This is a genomic window from Nostoc linckia z4 (assembly GCF_002608075.1).
Taxonomy (GTDB): domain Bacteria; phylum Cyanobacteriota; class Cyanobacteriia; order Cyanobacteriales; family Nostocaceae; genus Nostoc; species Nostoc linckia.
Window position 1 is genome coordinate 1 of sequence record NZ_LAHA01000065.1, and the last position, 25757, is coordinate 25757.

21 protein-coding genes and 2 pseudogenes are annotated in these 25757 nt (G+C 46.8%); 6 read left to right on the forward strand and 17 right to left on the reverse strand.

Features of this window, described 5'->3' with window-relative positions:
* Positions 1-232: 232 nt before the first annotated feature.
* The 5 genes from ssb (at position 233) to VF06_RS32375 (ending at position 4568) form a co-directional block, all read left to right on the forward strand.
* Positions 233-580, forward strand: coding sequence for a single-stranded DNA-binding protein (gene ssb / locus VF06_RS32355; protein WP_099070195.1), 348 nt, complete (start codon positions 233-235; stop codon positions 578-580).
* A gap of 73 nt (positions 581-653) precedes the next feature.
* On the forward strand, positions 654-1073 hold the full coding sequence (locus VF06_RS32360; protein WP_053458066.1) for a hypothetical protein: 420 nt from the start codon (positions 654-656) through the stop codon (positions 1071-1073).
* A 138-nt stretch (positions 1074-1211) separates the two neighbouring features.
* Positions 1212-2006 (forward strand): ParA family protein, encoded by a 795-nt coding sequence (locus tag VF06_RS32365; RefSeq protein ID WP_099070194.1) that lies wholly within the window; start codon positions 1212-1214, stop codon positions 2004-2006.
* A gap of 207 nt (positions 2007-2213) precedes the next feature.
* Positions 2214-3497: an RNA-guided endonuclease IscB gene (gene iscB / locus VF06_RS32370; RefSeq protein WP_099070193.1), complete on the forward strand. Its 1284-nt coding sequence runs from the start codon at positions 2214-2216 to the stop codon at positions 3495-3497.
* An 84-nt stretch (positions 3498-3581) separates the two neighbouring features.
* A complete protein-coding gene (locus VF06_RS32375; protein WP_099070192.1) occupies positions 3582-4568 on the forward strand; it encodes a ParB/RepB/Spo0J family partition protein in 987 nt (328 codons plus the stop codon).
* A 307-nt stretch (positions 4569-4875) separates the two neighbouring features.
* On the opposite strand, the gene VF06_RS32380 is transcribed toward VF06_RS32375, so the two are convergent.
* The 14 genes and pseudogenes from VF06_RS32380 to VF06_RS32445 all read right to left on the reverse strand — a co-directional run bounded on the left by VF06_RS32380 (position 4876) and on the right by VF06_RS32445 (position 20512).
* Positions 4876-5472 carry a nucleotidyltransferase family protein gene (locus VF06_RS32380; RefSeq protein ID WP_099070191.1) on the reverse strand — a complete coding sequence of 199 codons (597 nt, stop codon included), beginning with the start codon at positions 5470-5472 and terminating at the stop codon, positions 4876-4878.
* The gene (locus VF06_RS32385; RefSeq protein WP_099070190.1) at positions 5451-6611 is read right to left on the reverse strand and encodes an XdhC family protein; all 1161 of its coding nucleotides are present in this window, start codon (positions 6609-6611) and stop codon (positions 5451-5453) included. The genes VF06_RS32380 and VF06_RS32385 overlap by 22 nt, the downstream gene beginning before the upstream one ends.
* A gap of 57 nt (positions 6612-6668) precedes the next feature.
* Positions 6669-8960: a xanthine dehydrogenase family protein molybdopterin-binding subunit gene (locus tag VF06_RS32390; RefSeq protein WP_099070189.1), complete on the reverse strand. Its 2292-nt coding sequence runs from the start codon at positions 8958-8960 to the stop codon at positions 6669-6671.
* A gap of 119 nt (positions 8961-9079) precedes the next feature.
* The gene (locus VF06_RS32395) at positions 9080-10072 is read right to left on the reverse strand and encodes an FAD binding domain-containing protein (RefSeq protein WP_099070188.1); all 993 of its coding nucleotides are present in this window, start codon (positions 10070-10072) and stop codon (positions 9080-9082) included.
* Positions 10059-10901: a 2Fe-2S iron-sulfur cluster-binding protein gene (locus VF06_RS32400; RefSeq protein ID WP_099070187.1), complete on the reverse strand. Its 843-nt coding sequence runs from the start codon at positions 10899-10901 to the stop codon at positions 10059-10061. Before VF06_RS32400 ends, VF06_RS32395 begins: the two co-directional genes overlap by 14 nt.
* 103 nt (positions 10902-11004) lie before the next feature.
* Positions 11005-11268 (reverse strand): annotated as a pseudogene (locus VF06_RS32405) (transposase); the annotation flags it as partial.
* Between the two features lie 192 nt (positions 11269-11460).
* Positions 11461-12015, reverse strand: coding sequence for a general stress protein (locus tag VF06_RS32410; RefSeq protein WP_099070186.1), 555 nt, complete (start codon positions 12013-12015; stop codon positions 11461-11463).
* Between the two features lie 80 nt (positions 12016-12095).
* Positions 12096-13358, reverse strand: a complete 1263-nt coding sequence (locus tag VF06_RS32415) for an RNA-guided endonuclease InsQ/TnpB family protein (RefSeq protein WP_099070185.1) — start codon at positions 13356-13358, stop codon at positions 12096-12098.
* 233 nt (positions 13359-13591) lie between these two features.
* A pseudogene (locus VF06_RS32420) lies at positions 13592-14152 on the reverse strand (HdeD family acid-resistance protein).
* Between the two features lie 105 nt (positions 14153-14257).
* On the reverse strand, positions 14258-16879 hold the full coding sequence (clpB, locus tag VF06_RS32425) for an ATP-dependent chaperone ClpB (RefSeq protein WP_099070184.1): 2622 nt from the start codon (positions 16877-16879) through the stop codon (positions 14258-14260).
* Positions 16880-16940: 61 nt separating this feature from the next.
* The gene (locus VF06_RS32430; protein WP_099070183.1) at positions 16941-17249 is read right to left on the reverse strand and encodes a chaperone modulator CbpM; all 309 of its coding nucleotides are present in this window, start codon (positions 17247-17249) and stop codon (positions 16941-16943) included.
* Entirely contained in the window at positions 17246-18253 is a 1008-nt protein-coding gene (locus VF06_RS32435) for a DnaJ C-terminal domain-containing protein (protein WP_099070182.1), read from the reverse strand. Before VF06_RS32435 ends, VF06_RS32430 begins: the two co-directional genes overlap by 4 nt.
* A 270-nt stretch (positions 18254-18523) precedes the next feature.
* The gene (locus VF06_RS32440; protein WP_099070181.1) at positions 18524-19498 is read right to left on the reverse strand and encodes a YfdX family protein; all 975 of its coding nucleotides are present in this window, start codon (positions 19496-19498) and stop codon (positions 18524-18526) included.
* Positions 19499-19654: 156 nt separating this feature from the next.
* Positions 19655-20512: a YfdX family protein gene (locus VF06_RS32445; RefSeq protein WP_099070180.1), complete on the reverse strand. Its 858-nt coding sequence runs from the start codon at positions 20510-20512 to the stop codon at positions 19655-19657.
* Between the two features lie 180 nt (positions 20513-20692).
* Between VF06_RS32445 and VF06_RS32450 the strand changes: the two genes are divergently transcribed.
* Entirely contained in the window at positions 20693-21958 is a 1266-nt protein-coding gene (locus tag VF06_RS32450) for an RNA-guided endonuclease InsQ/TnpB family protein (protein WP_099070197.1), read from the forward strand.
* A 102-nt stretch (positions 21959-22060) separates the two neighbouring features.
* Here the strand turns inward: VF06_RS32450 and VF06_RS32455 are convergent, their stop codons facing one another.
* The 3 genes from VF06_RS32455 to VF06_RS32470 all read right to left on the reverse strand — a co-directional run bounded on the left by VF06_RS32455 (position 22061) and on the right by VF06_RS32470 (position 25754).
* Positions 22061-22834 (reverse strand): ChaB family protein, encoded by a 774-nt coding sequence (locus VF06_RS32455; RefSeq protein WP_099070179.1) that lies wholly within the window; start codon positions 22832-22834, stop codon positions 22061-22063.
* A 185-nt stretch (positions 22835-23019) separates the two neighbouring features.
* A complete protein-coding gene (gene dnaK, locus VF06_RS32460; RefSeq protein ID WP_099070178.1) occupies positions 23020-24909 on the reverse strand; it encodes a molecular chaperone DnaK in 1890 nt (629 codons plus the stop codon).
* Between the two features lie 302 nt (positions 24910-25211).
* Positions 25212-25754 carry a DsbA family protein gene (locus VF06_RS32470; protein WP_099070176.1) on the reverse strand — a complete coding sequence of 181 codons (543 nt, stop codon included), beginning with the start codon at positions 25752-25754 and terminating at the stop codon, positions 25212-25214.
* Positions 25755-25757: the final 3 nt, after the last annotated feature.

Here is a 25757-nt window from a genome sequence, read left to right on the forward strand (position 1 = left end):
TCAAATTTTTAGTCAAGCAAGTTGAATACATCTATTATTTGGGCGATACCGTAAATTGTTCATTCTGAATTTATAATTCAACAGGTTAAAAATCTTCTCAGCAATTGACAATTAAATTTTTCGAGAGTGCCTTCAGGTACAAGCAACGTTTTTAGCTGTTTTTGTTCTCGTAAGACACACGCGAACAAATTATGATTTATTCCACTATCTATTTTCCCTTAACCGAGCAGTATTGGGACAAGAACCCGATCTGAAATATTTCGAGTCCGGTGCAGTTAAGGCTTCAATCTCTATTGCAGTAAGACCGCCCTACAGAAGTGAACAAGCCCTTTGGTTTGATTTAGTCGCTTGGGGAAATCAAGCAGAAGTGATTGGAAATTACGTTCGTAAAGGAACTCAGATTGCAATTACTGGTGAGTTTGGATTCGACCGTTGGGCTGATAAAAATTCTGGCACTATGCGGCAAAAACCTGTAATCACAATCAACGCCATCGAATTATTAGGTTCACCCCGTAAGGAAGAATCTATATCTACTTCTGTACCAAACGAAACACAGGCTGTAGCTAACGCAAATTTCTAGAAAATTACAAATCGCCTATGCAGTATAAATCATAGGCGATCAACCATCTAATCAATCTACAAACCAAACGACCATGATTCATAATACTGCAACTATTAATCTTAAATCAGTGAACACAACCCACGACAAAGAAGGTTCCTTGATTGCTTTTGGGATTGCTGAATTCTACTATCGTTCCAAGGAAGGAGTCGTTACTGACGAGATACCATTCCGTTCCAAGGGCGCACCTGCTGTCGTCATCAACGAACAGGGGGAAGGCGTACATGGTACAGCAGAAGGATATCTTGATTTAGTGGTAGATAACAGGGGTGAGTACAAAGAAAAGATTGCCACATTCGTAATTAGAAACTTTATCTCAGCACAACCTATTAACGAACTTACCCAAGTTAGCAAAAACTCTCACTCGCCTGAAACTCCGGATTTTGCTAAGGAACTACTCGAAGATAACGTTACTTCGACAAATGAAGACCTAGATGAAGAACCTCCATTTTAGAAGCAATTAACTGAATAATGCTAGTCCAGACAGGTTTACTTGTTTGAACTAGCGTTATTTTTTTTCAAAAATCTAAAATAAAAATCCACTGTTTGGTAGAATCGCTGACATAAATTCAAAAAATCGCTTCAGCAACATATGTTATCAACCAAAATAATCGCAACTTTCAATCAGTCAGGCGGTGCAGCTAAGACAACTATTACACACAATCTTGGATACCACCTTGCTAAAAAACACCGTGTACTGCTTGTGGATATGGACCCACAAGCATCACTAACAGCTTTTATGGGATTAGGAGAAGTCAAGCTGCAAACTGAACAAACTATCTATGGTGCGATCGCTGAAGAAACTCCCCTGTATATATGGGAAAAACCTATTCACGGGATGCACATTGTACCAACAAATATCCAATTGGCAGGTACGGAGCAAAAAATTTTTCATGACTTGACCATCGACAACCGCCAACGGCTCAAGTTTGTGCTATCAAATGTACTTGACCAGTATGATTATATTTTGATTGATTGCCCGCCTTCTCTAGGAATCCTAAGCATTATGAGCTTAGTAGCTGCTTCACACGTTATTATTCCTGTTGAAACGCAATATAAGTGCTATCTTGGCACCAACCAACTGCTAGAAACAATTGCCCGGCTCAAAAAAGGAGGACACCAGAAATTACAAATTGCCTGTATAATTCCAACCAAATACGATAATCGTAATCTTCAAGACACAGGAATACTGGAAGAAATTAAACAACAGGTTGAAGGACGGATACACGTTACTGCCCCCATTCCTAAATCAACAGCTTTTCCTGATGCAACCCAAGCACATCTACCACTTGCACTCCACAAGAAAAACCACCCCGCAGTTAGCATACTCGAAGAAATTACAAAATATATTACTCAACTGTCAGTAACTCAGGGACAAAGCCACTGAGCTTGTAAAAGAAATCAAGCAAGCTGTACTGACCAGTCTAAGTCTTAGCTGACTACGTTTTTTGAGTCACGATACCAGAGAATGCGAAGCTAGTTTTCTGCTCTATCATTTGCAATTAAACAGTTTTAAAGTCACTGAAACAGTGTTGCAAATCTAAAAAGCTCTTAAAACATTGACGAAGCTAACATTACCCGAAAGGAGGGACTAATGTCCAAAGTATTTGTTTTAGATACCGAAAAAAGACCCTTAGACCCAATTCATCCAGCGCAAGCTAGACAGTTATTACGAAACAAAAAAGCAGCAGTATTTCGGCGTTTTCCTTTCACAATTATTCTGAAAGAATCTAGAGCAGATGCATCTGTATCTGACTTGAGAATTAAGCTAGACTCTGGAGCTAAAATAACGGGAATAGCATTAGTCAATGATTCCACAGGTGAAGTAGTTTTTGCTGCTGAATTAAAGCATAGAGGCTTCGCTATCAGAGATGCTTTGATTTCTAGAAGGCAACTAAGACGTAGTAGGAGGAATCGCAAAACACGATACAGAAAACCCAGATTTCTCAACAGAACTAGACCAGAAGGATGGTTAGCTCCTAGCCTTATGAGTCGGGTTCACAATGTAGAAACATGGGTAAACAGATTACGCAAATTCGCACCAATCACAGCGATTAGTACCGAATTAGTCAAGTTTGATATGCAATTAATGCGTAATCCTGAAATCGAAGGTAAGGAATATCAACAAGGTACGTTAGCTGGATATGAAACCAGAGAATTTCTTCTAGAAAAATGGAACAGACAATGCGCCTATTGTGGTATCAAAAATATACCTTTACAGATTGAACACATTCACCCACGCTCAAAGGGAGGTTCTAATTCAATCACTAACCTTACTTTGAGTTGCGAAAAATGTAACGTCAAAAAAGGGACTAAAGATATTAAAGACTTTCTCAAAAAAGATCCCACTAGATTACAGAAAATTTTGGCACAAGCCAAGAAACCATTAGCTGATGCAGCAGCAGTCAATGCCACTAGATACAAACTTCTAGAGGTTTTAAAATCAACTGACTTACCCGTTGAGTGTGGTTCTGGTGGATTAACGAAGTTCAATAGAACTAATCAACAATTACAAAAAACTCATTGGTTAGACGCTGCTTGTGTTGGTCAATCAACTCCAATATTAATTATCAAAGGTATCAAACCGTTGTTAATTACCGCTAATGGACACGGAACAAGGCAGATGTGTAGAACTGACAAATTTGGATTTCCTAATAGATATGTTCCCAAACTGAAATTTATCAAAGGTTTTCAGACAGGTGATATTGTTAAAGCTGTTGTCACCAATGGAAAAAAAATTGGTGAATACATTGGACGTGTAGCTGTACGTTCTACAGGTAGCTTTAATATCTCTGCTCAGAGAGGATTGATTCAAGGAATAAACTATAAGTTCTGTAAATCAATTCACAAAAAAGATGGTTACAGTTATTCAAGTTAAAAAGACCTCAGCGAATAAATTCGCTCCCGTCGCTTCCCTCTCAGGGCTAAAGCCTCTGAGTTTCCCGCTTACCGAGGATTTTGTATGAGCCAAAAACGCGAACTAGAAAAACTTACTGGACTTGATAATTTATTTGGAGATGAAGAAGAACAATCTTTATCTGATTCCACTTTACCTTTATCTCAAATTATCCTTCCGCCAAGTCAGCCCCGTCGCTATTTTGACCCCATAAAACTCAAATCACTCGCTGACAGCATCAAGGAAGTGGGGTTACTAGAACCCATTGTCGTTAGAAAGCTTCAGGAAGACAAGTACGAGCTAGTAGCTGGTGAACGCCGTCTCAAAGCTTGTGAAATTGTAAAACTTGAGGAAATACCCGTAGTCATTATTGAGTGCGACGAGAAAAAAGCTCGTAAACTACGCTTGGTTGAAAACCTCCAAAGGGAAGACCTCAACGCTTACGAGGAAACTATCGGAATTCTCGAATTACTAGCCGAAGAACTCGATGTTGACCAAGAGACAGTGGTCAAACTGCTCTATGACATGAATAACGAAAGCAAAGGTAATTCTAACCATAACGTTATGGTTAGTGATGAAGGACGAATCATACAAGATGTATTCTCGAAGTTAGGAAAAATTACTTGGCAGTCATTTGTAGCCAATCGTCTTCCTTTACTCAAACTCCATTTAGATATCCAAACTGCACTGCAAAAAGGCGAAATTGAATATACAAAAGCTAAGGAAATCAACCGGATAAAAAATGATGATGAAAGACAGAAAGTCTTAAATAAAGCGATCGCAGAAAGTTTATCACTATCTGAAATTAGGATTCTAGTAGGAAATATTCTTCAGCAACAGTCAGAAAGTAAGCCATCATCTCATAACCAAGAGCAAAAAGAAAAAGTTGACAAAATATACAAAGCACTTAGAAAAAGTAAAATTTGGAATGATGAGAAAAAGCTAAAAAAAATTAATAAGCTTTTTGCTCAAATTGAAGCACTTCTAGAAGAAGAAAACAAAGATGATATTTCTTTACAGTCAGGTAGTCTAGTCTCGGAGAACTCTTTGTAAAAGGTACTGGATGGCTAGAAGTCAACTCATAAATTAAGTCATCATTAGAGAGTATGTTAACTGAGCTATAAGGACTAATATAATCAGAACTGTGAAAATCTCGATTTAATAGTATTTTTGAAAACGGGTGTGGTCAAAACCAGTTGTTGGCTAGTACTCAACGCTTAACCATTAACTGTCCGCTTGGCATAGATGTATGCCTGGACAACTACCCACTTCTGACTACATCCCTTACAGTCGTATGAGCATTCATGCTAGTCTATTGCATACTTTTGCTTATTGACTAATAGCTCTAAAGCTTAACTTGTTAACGATGATGCTTGTGAAGTTGTTCATAATCCTCAAGAGTATCTAGATCAATAACTCCCTCAGCAAAATAAATGCTTGAACAGTTTGAATAATGCTGACGAATGATTTTTCTAGCACCGATATCATCCTGGAGAAGAGCTAGTTCTGAAAATAACGTTTTGTGAAATATAGTAGGAACACCAAGGATACCCGCGTATTCCGAAGCAACTATCATCGAATTTGTAGCTTGATATCTTGTAACAAGTTGATTAATCAGGTCGGAGGAAACAAACGGTTGATCGCATAACATCAGTACGATCGCTTCAATATCAGATGCGATTGCCCCAATAGCATTTAGTCCACATCGAATGGAACTGGCCATACCAGTTGACCATTTTTGATTATAAACAATGTGGATATCTAAATTTCTCAGATGCGGCTCAATAGTTTCGACGTAAGCACCCAACACAACAACAACTGGCCGACACTGAGAATTAATCGCCGCCTCCGTGATATGTCGAATTAGTGATTTACCTTGGTAAGCTAGGATCTGTTTAGGCTGACCAAGCCTTGTGGAAGCGCCTGCTGCCAAAATTATAATGCCAATGTTAGACATGGTTGCTCTAAGAGAGAATGGATCGAGCCTGGGCGATCGCGCAAGAAACTACCCCTACGTCCGCCAATTACAGCTTGAATTTCTGCCACGATGGACAGGGCGATTTCTTGGGGTGTTTCCGCAGCAATGTCTAGTCCTACAGGGTTATAAATTCGTTGTTCTTGTGCAGATCTGGTAATGATATTTTCTTCAGACAGATCATCCCACAATTTTTGCATCCGGCGTTTTGGGCCTAACACTCCCAGGTAACGCACCTGGGACGGAATCAGAGTCTTGAGAAATGCTAGGTCGCTTAGATAGCGGTGTGTCATAACAACTGCTACAGTTTGCGGTGTCAGCAAATGTTTGTATGAGTGGGAATCATTGAGTTCGCACCAGAGAATTTGGTCAACTTGAGGAAAGCGATCGCCCCTCAAATACCCTGGTCGATCGTCAATTACGGTAACGTGCCAACCCAGATATTTCGCCAAATGCACCACGGGAATCGTATCATATCCAGAACCAAATACGAGCAGTGGTACTAATGGATGAATTACTTCAATCAACACATCAGTGCGTCCTTGAGGTAAAGTATATGACTGTACGCAAGTTTGTTTTTTTCTCAGTGCCTGGTGAGTGTCTATTTCTATCTTTTGAGCAATAAAAATATTAGCAACGTGATTGATGACAGTGCCATCCCATTTCAGCATCATTCGAGAACCAACTGTAATATCTGACGCTCCCTCTATTTTAAAGACAGTAGCGATCGCTCCCACTTGCCCAGACTGCAAACAATCTTGAATGAAAGACATTTGGCTAGCAGCAGTTTCATCACCTAAAGATTCAATCAAAACATCGACAACGCCATTACACCCCAACCCAAAGCCAAATACAATGTCTTCATCCGATGTAGTGTCATATCTTACTACTATCGGTTCACCACCGCCAAACATCAGCGATTGCGCCCGTTCAAAAACATCACCTTCCAAACAGCCACCGCTAATCGCACTAATCATTTGTCCATCTTCAACCAGTAACATCCTCGCCCCTGGTCGGCGATAAACCGAGCCACTTGTTTGTACTACCGTTGCTAAAGCACTACGCTGTGCTGACTTTTGGCTATGTACAAATGCTTGCAGGATATGCTGTAACTCGTTCATATAGTTATTGCTCACTTACGGAACTATGTAATGGCGCTAAATTTGCGGCAGCAAATTCTACAAGAGTTTGTCAGGCGTGATGGGCAAATCTCTGATTCGCTTGCCGGTCGCGTGAAAAACCGCATTGGCGATCGCCGCCGGAATTCCGACCATACCGAGTTCGCCCATGCCTTTAACACCGAGCGGATTGACGATTTTATCGTCCTCCTCAACAAAGATCGTTTCGATCTCCAGAATATCGGCATTAACCGGCACATGGTAGTGCTGCAAATTCGGGTTCACGATCCGCCCGTAACGATGGTCGATTTCAGTCGCCTCTTGCAGTGCCATGCCGATGCCCCAAACAACGCCGCCAATTTCCTGGCTGTGCGAGGCCTTCGGATTCAAGATCTTGCCGCTGGCGGTCACTTCAATGGCCCGCGTAACGTGGACAGTCCCCACATCCGGATCGACCTTCACTTCAATGAACTGCGCGCCGTGCGCCAACGTCGCATACTTCTCGCGCTCCTCTGAGGGACGCGACTCGAATGTTTCCGTGATTGCGGTGAGACCATTACGCTTCATCACTCCAGAGATATTGACGAAACGCGACGGGTCGCTTTTTAGTCGCAGTCTCCCGTCGAGCATCTCGACATCGGCGGCGGCTGCCCCCTTGAGCGGAGAATTCGGTTCCTGGTTCGCGAGTGCGAGCAACTTCGTGCCGATGGCCAGAGCCGCCCCGCGCACCGCCGAGCCGACGCTCGCCGTCGTCCAAGAGCCCCCCTGCGACGGTGAGCGAGGGAACTTCGTGTCGCCGAGTTCAAATTTCACTTGCTCCAACTTCAGCCCCAGATACTCGGCAGCGATCGCGGTCATCACGGTGTAGGTGCCGGGGCCGATGTCGCTGGTCGCACTAGCAACTTGCGCCGTGCCATCCACCCGCAGCGTGATGAGGGCGGCAGCAGGCATCTGGAAAGCGCCCCAGACGCCGGTTGCCATACCCCAACCGACGAGTAGGCGTCCGTCGCGCATTGAGCGCGGCTCAAACTGGCGCTTCTTCCAACCGAATTTTTCCGCGCCGAGCCGATAGCACTCCCGCAACGCCTTACTCGAAAATGGCTTGCCGCTCTCGGGGTCTACTTCGGCGTAGTTGATCAGCCGTAGTTCGAGCGGGTCGATCTTGAGCGCGTAGGCCAGCTCATCCATCGCGCATTCGAGCGCGAACATACCGCTAACGGCCCCCGGTGCACGCATCCAGGTCGGGGTGGGGAGGTCAGTGTTGGTAATCTTCAGCGGCGCGTAGAGGTTCGGGCAGGCGTAGACCTGGCGCGTGAAAAGTGTGGTTTCGTCTGAGAACTCCTCGATGTTGGAGGTGTTGTGTACGACTTCATGAATCATCGTGGAGAGCTTTCCCGATCGCTCTGCGCCGAGCGCGACCTTCTGAATCGTGTACGGACGATAGCCGTGGCCAGTGAACATTTGTGTGCGCGTATAGACGACCTTGACTGGGCGTTTGAGTTCCCGGGCAGCCATCGCCGTCAGCGCCGGATAATAGTTCGGGCGCAGCGACGATCCGAAAGCCCCGCCGACGAAGGGTGAGAGCACGCTCACGTTTTCCTCAGGCACGCCGAAGCTCGAAGCCAAATGTGCGCGCACGCCATAGACCCCCTGCGTCTTGTCGAAGATCGTGAGCTTGTCGCCTTGCCAGACCGCGATGGCCGCGTGCGGCTCTATGGGGTTGTGGTGCTCGATAGGAATGCGGTACTCGGCCTCTACCTTCACAGCCGCTGTACGCATCGTCTCTTCGGGATTACCGCGCGTTAAAGTATGTTCAACAACTAACGGCTGAGTCTCAATCGCCGCTGTACGCATCGTCTCTTCGGGATTACCGGGCGGCTCTAGAGGCGGCGCTTGGGTGGGGACGCGCGCGATCGCTCGCACCGCCTCGGTGTCGGTCGTGTGCGGCTCTGTGTTGTAGGAGACTTTGACCAGACGTGCCGCATAACGCGCTTGCTCGTATGTCTCGGCGACAACGAGTGCCACAGGCTGCATATTGAAGAAGATTTTGTCGGACTGGAGCGCCCGAAACGACTTGTCGTGCTCATCGGTAGCGCGCGACGGAGCCTGCACCATGGAAAACTTCGGATCGAGCTTTGGTGTGTTCAGATGCGTGAAGACGCGAATTACGCCCGCAGCGCATTCAGCCTCACGCGTGTCGATTGATTTAATCGTGCCCTTTGCTACGGTTCCCAGCACGATAAAACCGTAAGCGAGATTGGAAACCTGAAATTCTGCGGCGTATTTTGCCTTGCCCGTTACTTTTGCGATGCCGTCTACGCGGCTCATTTCTTTTCCGATGTATCTTGCCATTTCTTTTATTCTCCCTACTTATACCAATTCTCTATAATCTCGCAACAGATCAATCTCCGCGTCTCCCTGTCCCTGCGTCCCAGTGTCATCATCTGTAGCCATCTTTTGGGGAATTGGTATTACGCAACACCGCCCGACATCGCTCGCTGCAAAGCGAGAACAATGGCGCGTTTTCCGAGTTCGACTTTATAACCGTTATGTTCAAGCGGTTTCGCATCTTTGAGAGCCACTTCGGCAGCAGCCCGAAAAGTTTCTTCCGTCGCTGGTTTTCCGATCAAAACTCTTTCCGCTTCGGCTGAACGCCAAGGTTTATGCGCGACGCTTCCCAAAACAACGCGTGCCTGTTTGATGTTGTTGCCTGTTGTTTCTAAAGCAGCAGCCACGGCAACCAGTGCGAAAGCATATGAAGTGCGATCGCGAACTTTTAGGTAATAAGACTTGTCGGCGAAGTTATTCCTCGGCATTTCGATGGCAACGATCAATTCGCCATGCTGAAGATTGTTATCTTTTTCCGGCGTGTCGCCCGGCAAGCGATGAAAATCCTGGATCGGGATTGTGCGTTCTTGCCCGTTCGTGCCGCGAATCCTCACTACTGCATCAAGCGCATAAAGCGCATTCGCCATATCGCCTGGGTAAGTTGCCACGCATTTATCGCTGTAGCCAAAAATGGCATGAATGCGATTGAGTCCCTGAATAGCTCCGCATCCGCTGCCAGGCTCGCGTTTGTTACACGGCATAGCGATGTCGTAAAAATACTGGCAACGGGTACGTTGCATTAAATTTCCCCCGTTGGTCGCCATATTGCGAAGCTGTACGGAGGCACCAGCTAAAATCGCCATTGACAGAAGCGGGTAATTTTGCCGGACGAGCGCATGGTTGGCCGTATCAGTATTTTTGGCTAACGCGCCGATAGAAATTCCGTTCGAGGTCGAGCTAATTTGCGCCAGATTCAAACCTAAGATGTCAACAAGTTCGCTGGGACGCTCGACGTATTCTTTCATCAAATCAATCAAATTTGTCCCGCCTGCGAGAAACTGTGCCGTTTGATTAGCGGAAACGGTGCCAACGGCGTTTGCTACGTCGGTTGCGCTAGAATATTTAAACGATTTCATCGGCTTTGCCCTCATTGAATGCAATGGCAATTTCTTCATCGTTTGCAAAATGCCTGGTCTGGGCTGTTTCGCGCCCGGAATGAACTTCTCTGATTGCCGCAACGATTCCTGGATAAGCGCCGCAACGGCAAATGTTGCCGCTCATGCGTTCTCTGATTTCTTCATCAGAGAGCTCTAAATTCTGGGGACTCGTCCGCAAATTGTTAGTGACATGACTCACGTCGCCGTTTTTGGCTTCCTGCAAAAGCGCCACTGCCGAACATATTTGCCCCGGCGTGCAGTAGCCGCACTGGAAGCCGTCGTGTTTGATGAACGCCGCCTGCATGGGATGAAGATTGTCGGCGTCAGCCAGCCCTTCGATGGTCGTCACCTCTTTTCCCTCGCAGCTCGCGACAAGTGTCAGACACGAAAGCACGCGGCGTCCGTCAACGATCGCTGTACAAGCACCGCACTGTCCTTGATCGCACCCTTTTTTGGTGCCGGTCAATCCAAGTCTTTCGCGTAGGGCATCGAGCAGCACCGTGCGCGAATCCACTTCCAGGCGTTGAGTAGAGCCGTTGATTTTCAATAAGACTTTAACGGCGTTTTCCACCCCAGCGGTCGAAGCGAAAACTGCGTCGGGCGAAGCGGCGAGCGTGGCAAAGACCTCCTCTTTAGCCAGCAGGTGGAAGGCGAAGGTGCCGAGTGCCGCAGCCATGTTTTGCCCCAAGAATTTTCGGCGAGCAGCACCAACAATACCGAGTTCGTCGAGTAGTGTTTTTTCGTCCGCGCTGAGTTGCTCATCGCTTTCGGTTAGATCGAAGTCTTGTCGTTCTTGATTGTCGTCCATGATTCTCCTTGCAACATTCTCGAACAAGCCCTGGACAAGTGTTTGTTTTTCGCGCCGACTCTTCTCACGGTCTGCACCCACCAAAGGCGCAGAAGCACCTTCGCTCAATCCGCCCTTGCACTGCAAGAGTTGCTTGTCTATCAGATAAATTCTCTAGATATTGCATCACCAGTATCATCGCCAACCGCCAAGGTGCTTGCGCTGGCTGACCCCATTGTGGATACAGTGATGCGAAATCTTCATCTTTATAAAAGACTCCAAGTTCATCACGCAGTCGCATATATAAATTACCTTTGGGGAACGCGGCTTTGGCTACACGTACCGTTTCATCAGGAATAGGAGGAAGTTCTTCGGCATGTAAGCACATATACTGCCTCCATAAGTATTTCTCCTAGTTTATTGATTATTGAGGCAGCTAACTTAATTTTTTTCTCCCATGTAATATACGAAAAGGGATATCTATCTTCTCCAAGTAATACACGGTAAATCCACCGTTTTTTTGTTAAGCAATATTTCGCCAACGGTATCCGTATCTCGGCGGCCACCCAAGAAGGCTTATTTAAACCTGTGGTAGCTCATAGATACCCCAATAGTTAATATCATGCTTCTTCAAAATGACTTCAGCATTTTGGATCTCCTCATCTTTGCCTTTTAGTACTAGTAAATATTCACAGCACTGGATGCGATCACAATAACGTCTAGCTCGGTCTTCAGGAATACCTAAACTAGCTAGCACCTTTACTAAATGATTTGTGGCTATAGTACTAACTGCAACACCCGCTACACTGATAATGAATGCTGTTCCAACCGAACCGACTGCAATTATTACTCCAATACCGCCAGGAAGTACCAAACTGCTAAGACCAACTAATACGCTTCCCCAAAAACTTGTAGTTAAAGCGTCACCAACTGCTCCAGTTGTATCTACACTTTGATTGTTGATACGGGAACTGACTGATACTTCGCCAATAGAATTTATGCGATCTGCAAATCTTGCAAAAATCGCAACTTTTTCCATTGGAAAGCTTGAGGCTTTCAATTCATTAACTGATTGCTCCGCTGCTTTACGGTTAGTAAATACTCCAACAGCGTGCTTGTTATCTGTTGTAATCATATTATCCTTATTTCAGTGAGGCAGCACTAGCTCACCATTGACATCCTCCCCGACCTGAAAGGTGCGGGGATTCCCAACAATCACTTGTTGAGTTTTCTGCTTCGTCCCGTGCCAGCTAGACTAACGTTACTGCTAGTCCCCGCCGCATCCGGTCTACAGACATTTTGTTTTACTTCCACGACAAGACCTGCCGCAGAACTGGAAACTAATTCCAAGCCGCGATTTCTAACCACCTGTGCTGCCGCTACATCCCGCGAAGTAGTGTAGAAACACACCGGACAACAATGAATACGTTGGCTCAATTCCTTCTTGCCCGTATGCGTCCCACATTCGGGACACTGCTGCGAAGTATAGTTTTTATCTACCTTGGCAAAGAATACACCTCGCTTAAAACACACCCATTGTAGGATGTGAACGAATTGTCCAAAACCAGCGTCGGCACTATGTTTTGAAAACATCCCTCTCGCCCAACAACGAAAGTCAATGTCTTCAACAAATATCATTCCTGCACCATCACAAAGACGGTTAGCCAGTTTAAAATGCCAGTCTTTCCTCGTGTCAGTAATTCGCTGATGAATTCTCGCTATTTTACGATTGAGTTTGTGTCGATTATTAGACCCTTTTTTCTTATGCTTTAACCTACGTTGCAGCAATTGCAGCTCGCGTTGTAATGTTTGCAAAAAGCGAGGTCTATTAATTTGTTCGTTATCACTCGTGGCTACAAACTTATCAAACCCTAAATCTAACCCTCGCGGATGACCGGATATTGGTGTATCTGGTAGTGATACATCTAACTGTAATGCCAACATGACAAAGTAGCCTGATGCCCGTCGCACAATCCTGGCTTGTTTAATCTCAAACCCTTCTGGAATTGGACGGGACAAACGTAAACCAATCCACCCTAGTTGAGGTAGTTTGAGCAAACTGCCTTGAATTGGATTTTTGCCCAATTGAGGAAATACAATTGACCGCATTCGGTATTTATTTTTGAAGCGAGGAAACCCTAATTTCTTCGCTCTCATGTCCTCAAATGCCCTGTCCAATGTCCTTAAGACTTGTTGGAGGACTTGCGAATGTACTTGCTTGAGAAGGGGGAATTGCTCTTTGGCAAGAGTTAACCGCTTGGCTTGAGTGTGGTAACTAGGGTATGGTTCATCAGCACCAAGAATGTATTCCTGAACAATGGAACAAGCGTTAACAGGCGACTTGCGGGAATTTAACCAGTCCTTTCTTTCGCGTAAAGCAAAGTTCCACACTTTGCGACACACATCGAATATTCCTTCGATGATATCGATCTGCTTTGGAGTTGGTTTTAACTTAAATTCCCATGTCATGTTTAGCATAGAAGTATTTTACACTAAGCCTATAGCTGTGTAATGCCGTCCTCCACTTCGTTAAAGGACGGGGTTTTAGACCCAAAATTTTCGATCAAACCGAAAGTTATTTCAACAAATTAGTAAATAGTTAACAGTAAACTGTTTTTCAGTTGGGAGTCAAAGTTCCTCACCACTATTGCGTGCTACGTTTGAGTTGGGGTCTAAATCTCCAACTCAAACTTTGATAACTGATAACTGCTTTAAACTCTTGCCCTATGGTCAGGAAGACTACGAGAAGCTAATGAAAGCATGATCATCCAAACACCCGTCAACAAAAAATTAATCCCTACAAATACTCCCAATACTCAAACTGCGCTGACAGGCCATTGATACAGAATCAAAATCCCTAGAATAATAGCCATGATCCCGCTAAATAGTACCCAACCCCAGTTTGGATCTGGACGCATTTGAAATGCTGCAATCACCTCCAATACACCCTCAATAAAAATGATCAATCCAAAAGCTAAGGTGAGAGAGAGCGCAGCACCAAAGATGTTGCTAAGCAGCAGAATCCCACCAATTACGTATAGAACACCAACTACTAGTGTTGTCCAGAAGCCTCGTTTGTGACGTGATTGAAATGCATGAACAATTCGGACGATGCCAGCAATAATTAAAGTCCAGGAGAATACGATTGTGATGGCAATAGTGGCAATAAATGGTTCTGCGATCGCTGCAATTCCCAGCAGAATCATCAAAACACCTAAGACAATTGGCAATGCTGAATTTGTTCTGGTTTCTCTAAAATCTTCGGAAGTCATAGCTTTTCCAAAAATGTTTTGATATGTTGTTAAATTTTGAAAGAGAAACGCGATTAACCCAAGTCTTTCCAAGAGTTATCTCTCCCTTGTGCTCCTCTGCCCCCTCTAAGCATTGACCAGTTCAGGTGATAAGCGCTTCAACACCAGTCGTTCGTGTTCCACATGGACGTAGATTGTGTCGCCTTCGTGGAACTCGCCGCGTAGAATCGCTTTAGCAATCGGAGTTTCTAGTTCTCGCTGAATCGCCCGCTTCAGGGGACGAGCACCGTAAACTGGGTCATAACCGACCTGAACAATCCAATCGAGAGCCTCGTCGGAGATTTTGAGCGAGAGTTTACGCTCGCGCAATCGCTCCTCTAAACGCTGCACTTGTAGTTTGACAATTTCGCGCAACTCGTCCTTCCGCAAGCTATGGAAGATAATGATTTCATCAATGCGGTTGAGGAATTCGGGGCGGAAACTTTCTCGCACTGCTTCCATGACCCGATCGCGCATTTGTTTGTACTTGCTATCGTCTCCTGCCACATCCAAAATGTATATTGAACCAATATTGCTGGTCATAATCGCGATCGTATTTTTAAAATCTACTGTGCGTCCCTGAGAATCAGTTAGGCGACCATCATCCAGGATTTGCAGCAGGACGTTGAATACATCAGGATGAGCTTTCTCAATTTCGTCAAACAGAATTACAGAATAAGGTCGGCGGCGAATCGCTTCGGTGAGTTGTCCGCCTTCTTCATAGCCCACGTAACCTGGAGGCGCACCGATGAGACGGGCAACAGTGTGTTTCTCCATGTATTCGGACATATCGATCCGCACCAGTGCATCTTCGGTATCAAACAGATATACCGCTAAAGCTTTTGCCAGTTCTGTTTTTCCCACCCCGGTCGGGCCTAAGAAAATAAAGCTAGCAATGGGACGATTCGGGTCTGCCAACCCAGCACGGGAACGTTGAATTGCATCAGCAACAGCTCTTACAGCTTCGTCCTGACCAATCACACGTTTATGTAGCTCTTCTTCCAGATGCAAGAGTTTTTGCATTTCCGATTCAACCAGTCTGCTCAACGGAATACCCGTCCACTTGGAGATAATTTCGGCAATGTCAGCTTCGGTGACTTCTTCGCGCAACAGAGATTTACCGCTAGTCTGGATTTGAGCTAGTCGCGCTTCGGCTTCTTCTAGTTGTCGTTGCAGCTCAGTGAGTTTGCTGTATTTCAGTTCTGCTGCCCGGTTGAGGTCGTAATCGCGTTCGGCTTGCTGAATTTCTACGTTGACACGCTCAATCTCTTGTCTAATTTGGCGAATGCGATCGATAATTTGCTTCTCTGCCTGCCATTGAGCATTGAGAGCAACTTGCCGTTCTTTTAACTCCGCAAGTTCTCTCTCTAGCCGTTCTAAACGCTCTCTGGAAGCACTGTCTGTTTCTTTTTGCAGTGACAGCCGCTCCATTTCCAGTTGCAGAATTTTGCGATCAATTTCGTCTAATTCTTCTGGTTTGGAAGTAATTTCCATTTTTAGTTTAGCCGCAGCTTCATCCACCAAATCAATAGCTTTGTCGGGTAGGAAGCGATCGCTAATATATCTCGCAGACAGAGTAGCTGCCGCAACTAACGCACTATCAGAAATCTTCACGCCGTGGTGTAACTCGTAGCGCTCTTTCAAACCGCGCAGAATTGAGATGGTATCTTCCACACTGGGCTGATCGACATACACCTGCTGAAAACGACGTTCCAAAGCCGCATCTTTTTCAATGTACTTGCGGTATTCATCTAGCGTGGTGGCACCAATACAGCGCAATTCGCCGCGAGCGAGCATCGGCTTGAGCAAGTTGCTAGCATCCATCGATCCTTGCGTTGCACCCGCACCAACTACAGTGTGAATTTCGTCAATGAACAAGACGATTTGTCCCTGTGCTTCTTGGATTTCTTTTAAGACAGCTTTCAGGCGTTCTTCAAATTCTCCCCGGTATTTGGCTCCGGCAATTAACGCACCCATGTCTAAAGCTATTAGTTTGCGATCGCGCAATGATTCCGGGACATCACCACTGATAATGCGCTGCGCTAATCCTTCTACAATTGCCGTTTTACCGACACCGGGTTCACCAATCAGCACGGGGTTATTTTTAGTCCGACGAGAAAGGATTTGAATCGTGCGGCGAATTTCTTCATCTCGTCCAATCACTGGGTCGAGTATGCCCTCACGTGCCAATTGGGTTAAATCGCGTCCGTATTTTTCTAGCGCTTCATATTTAACTTCCGGGTTTTGATCTGTCACTTTTTGACTCCCTCGAATCTGTTGAATGATGTTGCGGAGTTTTTTTTCATCCAGTCCAAATTCTTGAAACAACCCTTTACCAAAGCGATCGTCTTTGGCAAAGGCAAGTATTAAATGTTCAATAGAAATATATTCATCACCAAACTCTTTGCGGTATTGTTCGGCGCGATCAAGCAGCCTCTCTAAACTGTGTCCGATGTATACCGAACCACTGCTAGCCCCCGATACTTTGGGCTGACGGTTGATGAAGTCGATAGTGCGCTCGTGGAGTTTTTGAACATTTACCCCGGCTTTGTTGAAAATAGAACTGGCGAGTCCTTCCTGTTCCAGTAGCGCTGGCATCAAATGTTCGCTCTCAATCTGCTGATGCTGAAACTGCTTGGCAATTTCGGGAGTCCGAACAAGGGCTTCCCAGGCTTTTTCGGTAAATTGCTGGGGATTGGTTGGTTGCATAATCGTGCCCCTTAGCTGAGAAATAAATTATTTAGGCAGTCAAACCAATTCGTAATTCGTACTAACGTAATTCAGCACGGTAGGCACGCAGTTGCGCCTTGAGTTGGTCAATTTCAGTTACCATATCTAGCACCATTGCTGCTCCGACCCAATTCAAGTTCAGATCGCGGTGCAACCTTTGAATCTGCACAACGCGAAAGATATCCTGTGGGCGCAGCATGATTCCTACAGGTTCAATTAGTCCCAGGCGGGCAAATCGTTCTAGTAATAAAACCGAGGTTTGGGTGAGGTAGGCGGCTTGCTCGAAACTATAGAGGCGATCGCCTGTTTCTGACCACACCACGCAAGACAAACTCAGGTTAGAACTCATAACCGCACCTCCACCAAGCCTTGACGGGGATTAAAACTGCTAACTTGTCGCAATTTTTCATAGCACTCTCTTTCTTGGGGACTCAAATCTTTGGGTGTCACAATTTTTAACCGCACAATCAAAGCGGTACGATTACCTTTTGGATCGCGCCAGCCCTTGCCACGTAGTCGGAGTGCTTGGCCGGAATCCACACCGGCCGGAATCTTCATCGTTACCTTGCCATCAGGCGTAGGAACATCTATTTGTGCGCCAAGCACTGCTTCTTCTGGGCTGACAGGTAGTTCACAAGCAAGATTGTCGCCCTCAAATTTGAAGAAAGGATGAGGCAATAATTCAATTGTCAGATACAAATCGCCGCGTTGCTGGTTAAAAGGACTCATCTGTCCTTTGCCTTTGACTCGAATGCGGCTTCCCGATTTTACTCCCGGCGGAATGCGAACAGTGATAGTTTCTCCATCAATTTGTAGCTGCTTCTGTGTACCGTGAAATGCTTCAGAAAAAGTGAGAGCGATCGCTGCTTCCGTATCCTGTGCGGGAACATCTGTGAAGCGGCCGAAAGGGTCTTCTCCATAGCCAAAGTCGGCGTATTCCCGGAATCCTTCTGGTCTTCTTGTAGTGCGATAATTAGCTTTGCGCTGCCTTGTACGACCGCCACTGCGACCTAACCCTCCCAGCAACTCATCAATGAAATCATTAAAGTTGCCATACTGGCTAAAGTCATAACCTTGTGTACCCGCCCCTCTGGGTGGAGGTGCACCCGCCGCAGCTTGTTGCCAGTACTGACCATACTGGTCATACTTCTGGCGTTTTTCCGGGTCGGACAGCACTTCATTAGCTTCGTTAATTTCTTTGAACCGCGCTTCCGCTTGCTTATCGTTAGGATTTAAGTCCGGGTGATGTTTCCGTGCCAATTTCCGGTAGGCTTTTTTGATATCCTCCGGAGTGGCGTTCTTACTAACACCCAGAATTTTGTAATAATCTTTGAAATCGGTTGCTGCAACCATCAGCACCTCTTGAGATTAACGCGATGGGACGGGTGGGCAGAGGGGCAGGGGGAGATAAAACTCCTCACTCTTATAGAGACGCGATGAATCGCGTCTCTACTTTTAATTTTTGGACAGACGCGACGCCAGTCGCTACAACGGGGAGGCAGCCGTGTGGGCGGGTTTCCCGACTTGAACGGACTGCCGTGGGAACCCCCCTTCGGGTTCGGGAGTTCGCAATCGACGGGAACCGCCAAGATTGCGACTCCCTCACCGCAACGCGCTGGCTCATTAATCGCGTCTCCTGGCTTCTGCCCTATTTGAGGAATCACCTGGTTTGACGACTTCGGATACTCGGTTGAAGAAACTAGAGAATTGTTCTTGAAGCTTGGCAAATGCGCCTGCTGTGTTCTCACGTGCCTTAACTTGCCGCTCTAGATTTTTAATTGCTTTGTCAAATGCTGCATACTCGCGATCGCCTCTGGCATATCCTAGTTCTTGAGCTAACTTGAGTTGGGTACGAGCATCTTCTAGCAACCTCTGTGCTGCGTCACGATCCTTCTGTGCTAAAGTAACCGCAGTCACTAGATCGGTATGGGCTTTGACTAGCGGCAGGGGTCGAGCTTGTTCTGTGACCACTAAAGTTGAGAGCGCAAGTTGCAGCACGCCTTTGGCTTCATCAATTTTGCCTTCGTTCAACAACCGAGCTGCCTGCTTTGTTGCATCTGGATATCTCTCTAATGGCAGATTGACGATGGCTGTGCGAATCTCGCTCATCAGGTTGTTCAACAGTTCGCGAGCCGCCGGAAAATCTTCTGCATTTACAGCAGACTTAACTTGTTTGCGAATTCGGTCAACCAAATTAAAGTCCTGAGGGGCAAAATCGATTATCGCTACCTCAGTCGCCACCGGAATTAGAGCTAGTTTAGGGTATTGTGCCACCAGTATGTCAATTTTTCCAGTTGCTCGTTCTAGGGCAGCAATTGCTTCTTGAGTCTTTCCCCGCTCAATGGCAGCGATCGCTTTTTTAGTTTCTTCGATTGCAGCGATCGCTTCTCGATCCAGCTTACTTTCAGCCTCAGCTGTTGCCTGTTGTCTCTCCTTTTCAATCTCCTGCTGAAGACTAGTATCAAGCTGATTCAATCTTTCAGGAGATACCGCAGCAGAGCTAACTGCATGAACGGGAGCGATGAATAAAAGCGAGGAGAAAAGAATACCCACTAACAGGACTTGCAGCCTTCTAAAGAATCTGTGATATTGGTTCACGATCGTTCTCCTGGTTTATTAACTTGTTTTGCACCTGGATTGAAGAAGGTAGGGGGCGGAGGGGCAGGGAAGCAGGGGAGCAGAGGGGCAGGGGGGCAAAGGAGCGGAGCATTGATTCTCCCTATCCCCCTATCCTCTTCTCACCTTCTGCCTTCATCAAGCTGGTTGGGCGGGGGCGGTTCCGGATATACGTTTGAAGAAACTAGAGAATTTTTCCAGGAGCCGACTCAATGGGTCTGCGGTTCTCTCGTTTGCCCTAACTTGCCGCTCGATATCGTGGATTGCCTGCTCAAGTTCTGCATACTCAGGATCGCCTTTGGCATAGCCCAGTTGTTGAGTCAACCTGAGATGGTAGCGAGCATCTTCCAGCAACCTCAGCGTTCTTTCGCGATCGCTGTCTGCTATGGCAATTGCACTCATTATGTCAATATCGGCTCTAAGCAGCGGTAGGGGTCGAGCAACTTCTGTCACCACTAGGGTTGAGAGGGCAAGTTGCAGCACCGTTTTGGCTTCATCGGTTTTACCTTCGTTCAACAACCGGGCTGCTTCCTTCATGGCATCAGGATATGTCTCTAGTGGCAGATTAAAGATTGTTGTGCGAATCTCACTCACCAGGCTGTTCAACAGTTGACGAGCAGTACGAAAATCGTCCCCATTCACAGTACTCTTAATTTGATTACGAATTCGCTCAATCTCATTAGAATCGTCAGGGGCAAGATCGATTATATTTACTTGAGCCGACACAGGAACAAAACCCAGTTCAGGGTATCGTGCTACTAGAATTTCAAGTTTTCCTGTTGCTCGTTCTAAAGCTTGAAGTGCTTCTTGAGTATTTCCCTGGTCAATGGCATTAATTGCATTTCGAGTTTCTTTGAGCGCGGAAACTGCTTCTTGATCTATGCATCTTTGAGCTTCATCTGTTGCCTTTTGTCTCTCGTTGTCAATCTCTTGCTGATTACGAGCATCTTCTTGCCGATCGCGATTATCTTGTGGATTCGATGTTTGGGCGTTCATAATTATTCTCCTGATTTGTTAACCTAATGGGGGGTTCGGGGGGCTATAAGTCCCGCTAGGAAGCTGAAGGTCAGCGTCGGGATACATGGACTCCCCTTGAAAAGTCGATTCCCCTCGATGGGGATGAGGCAAGCATTTACCAGTAGCTATAGCTACTGGTAAACTATAGCTATGCTGACAATGAACTACACCTACCGAATCTATCCATCTGCCATCCAGCAAGCCGAACTGCTGGAATGGTTGGAGACGTGCAGAGGCGTGTATAACTACGCTTTGCGCGAACTCAAGGACTGGATCGCTTCGCGTAAGTGTCCGATAGACCGATGTTCGTTGGAGAAGGAATACATCATTCCTGCCAATGAGCCGTTCCCGTCTTACCATCGTCAGCAAAACAACCTGCCCAAAGCTAAGAAGCAATTCCCGCATTTGGGTAAAGTGCATTCTCAGGTGTTGCAGACTACGATTCGCAGACTGCATGATACCTGGGAGGCTTTTCAGAAGCGTGGGCATGGGTTCCCGCGTTTCAAAAAGTTTGGTCAATACAAGTCCTTTGTCTTTCCTCAGTTCAAAGACAATCCTGTCAATGGCTTCACTATCAGGCTGCCGAAAATCGGGGAAGTTCCCATCAATTTGCATCGCCCCATCCCTGACGGGTTTAAGGTGAAACAGGTGCGGGTACTGTCCAGGGTGCGAGGAACGCAATGGTACGTAGTTGTCACCATTGAATCGAGTGTGTCGGTTCCCGATGCTCCGGTTCACGGTCGAGCGATTGGAATTGACCTCGGATTGGAGCGATTCTTGACGGCTTCGGATGGCAGTTTCCAAGAGCGTCCCAAGTTTTTCACTTTCGTGCAACGCAAGCTGAAATTGCTGCAACGCAGAGCGGCGAGAAAACAGAAGGGTTCTCAAAACTGGGAGAAGGCGCAAATCGAAGTTGCCAGAATGCACCATCGGATTGTGAACCGTCGCAAAGACTTTCACCTGAAAACGGCTCACAAGCTTTGCGACCAAGCGCAGACCATCTTTGCAGAAGACCTCAATGTCAAAGGATTGACGCGGGGAATGCTGCGAAAAGATTGTGTGGATGCTGCTTTTGGACAGTTCTTGTCTCTGACAGAATGGGTTTGTTGGAAGCGTGGCGTGTACTTTGCTAAGGTCAACCCCAATGGCACCAGCCAAACCTGCCCTAACTGCCTTGTGACTGTTGGCAAAGAGTTGGAGATCAGAGAGCATCATTGTCCTGAGTGTGGGTATCGGACTCATCGTGACCATGCCGCAGCAGAGATAGTATTGCATCGTGGACTAGAACAAGTAAGTAGCCAGGGACTCTGGCGAAACGAAAGTGCCTGTCAAATCGTCGGTCTGTCGGGGGTCTATGACCTAGATAAGTGGCGTGGGGCAGGAATGCCTAACTGCGAGGTTGGGAAGCCCGCGCTGTACCCGTAGGGTCAGCGTCGGGAGGATGTCACGTTGTTTTGTGACTGGAATAAGTGCCTTTTTCGTCGCGATGGGCTACGCCCCACCGTAGGCGATCGCAACTCTGGAAATTTACGATCTGACTTTAGACTTGGAATAAGTGCCTTTTTCGTCGCGATCGAACACCTGTTTGACCCGATCCCAAGCCTTCGTCAAGGCATTATCTTTTCCATTGGCTTCTCTGAACGATCGATTGTAGGTATCAACAAAAGTTTTTTGCGCGTCGTCCGACAGATTTGCTCTAATTTCTGGTGAAATCTGCTCATTATCTGCCAGTTCACCTTTTGGTTGACGGGGAATCTTCATGTCAGTGATAGCGACTTCTTCCGCACCCGCACTTTCTAACAGTGAGACAACTTCGTCTGCTTGTTCTTGTGGCACTTCCGCGACCAGTAAAAACTCACCTGCTTTCAGGCGTGTTTCGTAAATAGTAGCTTTGTCCTCCGGCATACCCATTGCGATTAAGGCAGATCCAATGCCTGCTCCCAAGGAACCATATAAAGCACCGCCTGCCGCTCCTAATAATGCTGCTCCCAAAGGGCCTGCTGCTACTACGGTTCCCAAAAAGGGAATGAACAACACACCCACGCCCGTAAGTAAAGCCAATAGAGAACCAAACAGCGATCCAAAAATCGCTCCGGTGGCGAGTCCATCCAAGATCACATCTTGTTTAGTCACAAATCCGGAGATGCGAGTTTCGGCGTGGAAGTCGCGACCAATAATCGAAATGTTATCTTTGAGAACGCCGCGATCGATTAGACGCTCCACCACTTCTTGCATCTTCTTCTCATCTTTGAAGATAGCAGAGACACTTTTGAGGGCGGTTTTTTCAGATGTAGAAGTCATAAAAATTACTCCAAATTAAAAAACTAGATAACATCACGAAATGTGGTGCAGATTTAAGGAAGCGGGGATAGGAAGAGAGTATTTGATAATTTCACTGCGTCACCCAGAGGGTGACGCACGCAGGCTCGCTAAAGCAGTTCCTTTAACTCTGAGAACCAGAGCAACGGACTGCTCGCTGCGTCTTGTTACTTTTGTTCCACAAAGTCTGCATCAATGACATCTTCACCACTGCGTTGTCCGTCTGGGGAGGTACCGCCATCTGGAGATGCACCTGCTTGTGAGTAGACCGCAGTGCCGATTTGCATCAGGGCTTGTTGAATTTCGTTGGTGAGGGACTTCATGCGATCGATGTTGTTCTGCTCAATTGCCTGACGCAAGTCTCGAATTAAGCCTTCCACACGGGACTTGTCTGCTGCTGGCACTTTGTCGCCCAAATCCTGAAGTTGTTTCTCGGCTTGATAGGCAACGGAATCTGCCATATTTTTGGTATCGATTTGTTCGCGCCGCCTACGGTCTTCTTCCGCATTGCGCTCGGCTTCTTTCACCATCCGCTCGACTTCAGATTTGTCGAGGGTAGACGCACCTGTGATGCTAATGGACTGTTCTTTACCTGTGGCTTTTTCTTTGGCAGTTGCTGACAGAATCCCGTTAGCATCAATGTCAAAAGTAACTTCAATCTGTGGCATACCTCTGGGAGCTGGAGGAATCCCATCTAGTCGGAAGGTTCCCAGGCTCTTGTTGTCGGATGCCATTTCGCGTTCACCTTGCAGAACATGGATTTCTACATTTGTTTGTGCGTCAGCCGCCGTTGAGAACACCTCAGACTTCTTCACTGGGACAGTGGTATTGCGCGGAATAATCTTGGTCGTCACACCACCTAGAGTTTCAACACCCAGCGACAACGGCGTGACATCTAGGAGCAGTACGTCTTTTACCTCACCCCCAAGCACACCCGCCTGAATCGCTGCACCCACTGCTACGACTTCATCCGGGTTGACACCCTGGTGTGGGTCTTTGCCTATTATCTGCCGTACCAGTTGCTGGACAGCCGGCATTCGAGTTGCACCACCCACTAGGATTACTTCGTCAATATCTGCGGGACTCAGTTTTGCATCGCGCAGAGCTTGTTCGACAGGAATGCGGCTGCGATCGAACAAGTCGGCGCACATTTGCTCGAACTGTACCCGCGTTAAGGTCATATCTAGATGTTTCGGGCCTTCCGGGGTTGCAGTAATAAAAGGTAAGTTAATGTTCGTCTGTGTTGCGCTTGACAGTTCAATTTTGGCTTTTTCTGCTGCTTCGGTGAGGCGTTGCAGAGCTTGTTTGTCTTTACGGAGGTCGATGCCTTCGTTACGCTGGAATTCGGTTGCTAGCCAGTCTACGATTCTCTTATCAAAGTCATCACCGCCCAAGTGGGTGTCGCCACTGGTAGCTTTCACTTCAAACACACCATCACCCACTTCTAGGATAGATACATCAAACGTCCCACCGCCTAAGTCAAATACCAAGATAGTTTCGTTAGTTTTCTTGTCAAGTCCGTAGGCGAGGGCAGCCGCCGTTGGCTCGTTGATAATTCGCAGAACTTCAATCCCGGCAATTCTACCGGCATCTTTGGTGGCCTGCCTCTGAGAGTCATTGAAATAGGCAGGGGTGGTAATTACCGCTTGCCTCACTGGTTCCCCCAGATATGTGCTGGCATCATCTATCAGCTTGCGGACTACCTCAGCCGAGATTTCTTCCGGTGAAAATTCCTTGTTCAGAGCGGGACAGTGTAGCTTGACGTTGCCATTACTGTCACGTACCACTTTGTAAGTAACTTGTTTTGCCTCTTGGGTGACTTCATCATACCTGCGCCCGATGAACCGCTTCACAGAATAAAAAGTGTTTTCTGGGTTCATTACACCCTGGCGCTTGGCAATTTGCCCGACAAGTTTTTCGCCCTTCTTGGTGTAGGCAACCACAGACGGAGTTGTGCGACCGCCTTCTGTGTTCGGAATGACGACGGGTTGTCCGCCCTCTATTACAGCTATACAGGAATTTGTAGTTCCTAAATCAATACCAACGATTTTTGCCATCGTTAGCAACCTCCTTCAAAGATTGAGATAAAAAATTGAGAGTTTGGATTCAGGACAAGTTGAATAAATGGTATTAAGAAGGCAGAGGGCAGGAGGCAGAGGAGCCAGTGCGGTGGCGGGGGAACCCCGCTTATAGCACCTGGCGTGGCAGAAGGGGAATCCCCATAAATAAATTTAGGGGATTTAACAACGGCTTCTGAAAGTAAGAATTTCCCGACTTGAGCAAACTGGCGTGGGCTTGTGACCTCTTGGCAGGGGGTAGAATCTATCCTTGAACCTTCTGCCCTCTGGCTCCTTAGCACTCAGGATTCGGCTGCGTTTTCAATCGCGGCTAACAATGAGCGGAGGTCGTAAGAGCCATCGTGGCGCACACCGTTGATGAAAAAAGTCGGCGTGCCGTTGACCCCGCTCTGGATTCCGCTGAGTAAGTCTTCGCGTATCTTGGCTACGTGGGCGTGCTCGGCGAGTTCGTGACTAAACCGAGGCACATTAAGACCGAGGTTAGCGGCATATTCTATTAGATGTTTGCGATCGAGCGCCTGTTGATGTTCAAAGAGATGGTCGTGCATCTCCCAGAACTTACCTTGCGCCCCAGCTGCCTCTGCTGCTTCTGCTGCCTGCTCAGCGTGGGGATGCAGGTTAGTTAACGGGAAGTGGCGGTAGACAAAGCGCATGAGATCCCCGGTCAACTGCTGGAGTTCTTTGACGATGAAATGGGCGCGACCGCAATAGGGACACTCATAGTCGCCGTATTCCACGAGGGTGACGGGTGCGTTTTTTGGCCCTCGGATATGGTCGCGATCGCTAACTGGGAGGCTAAGTTCGCCCATTGCTGTTGTGATCATGTT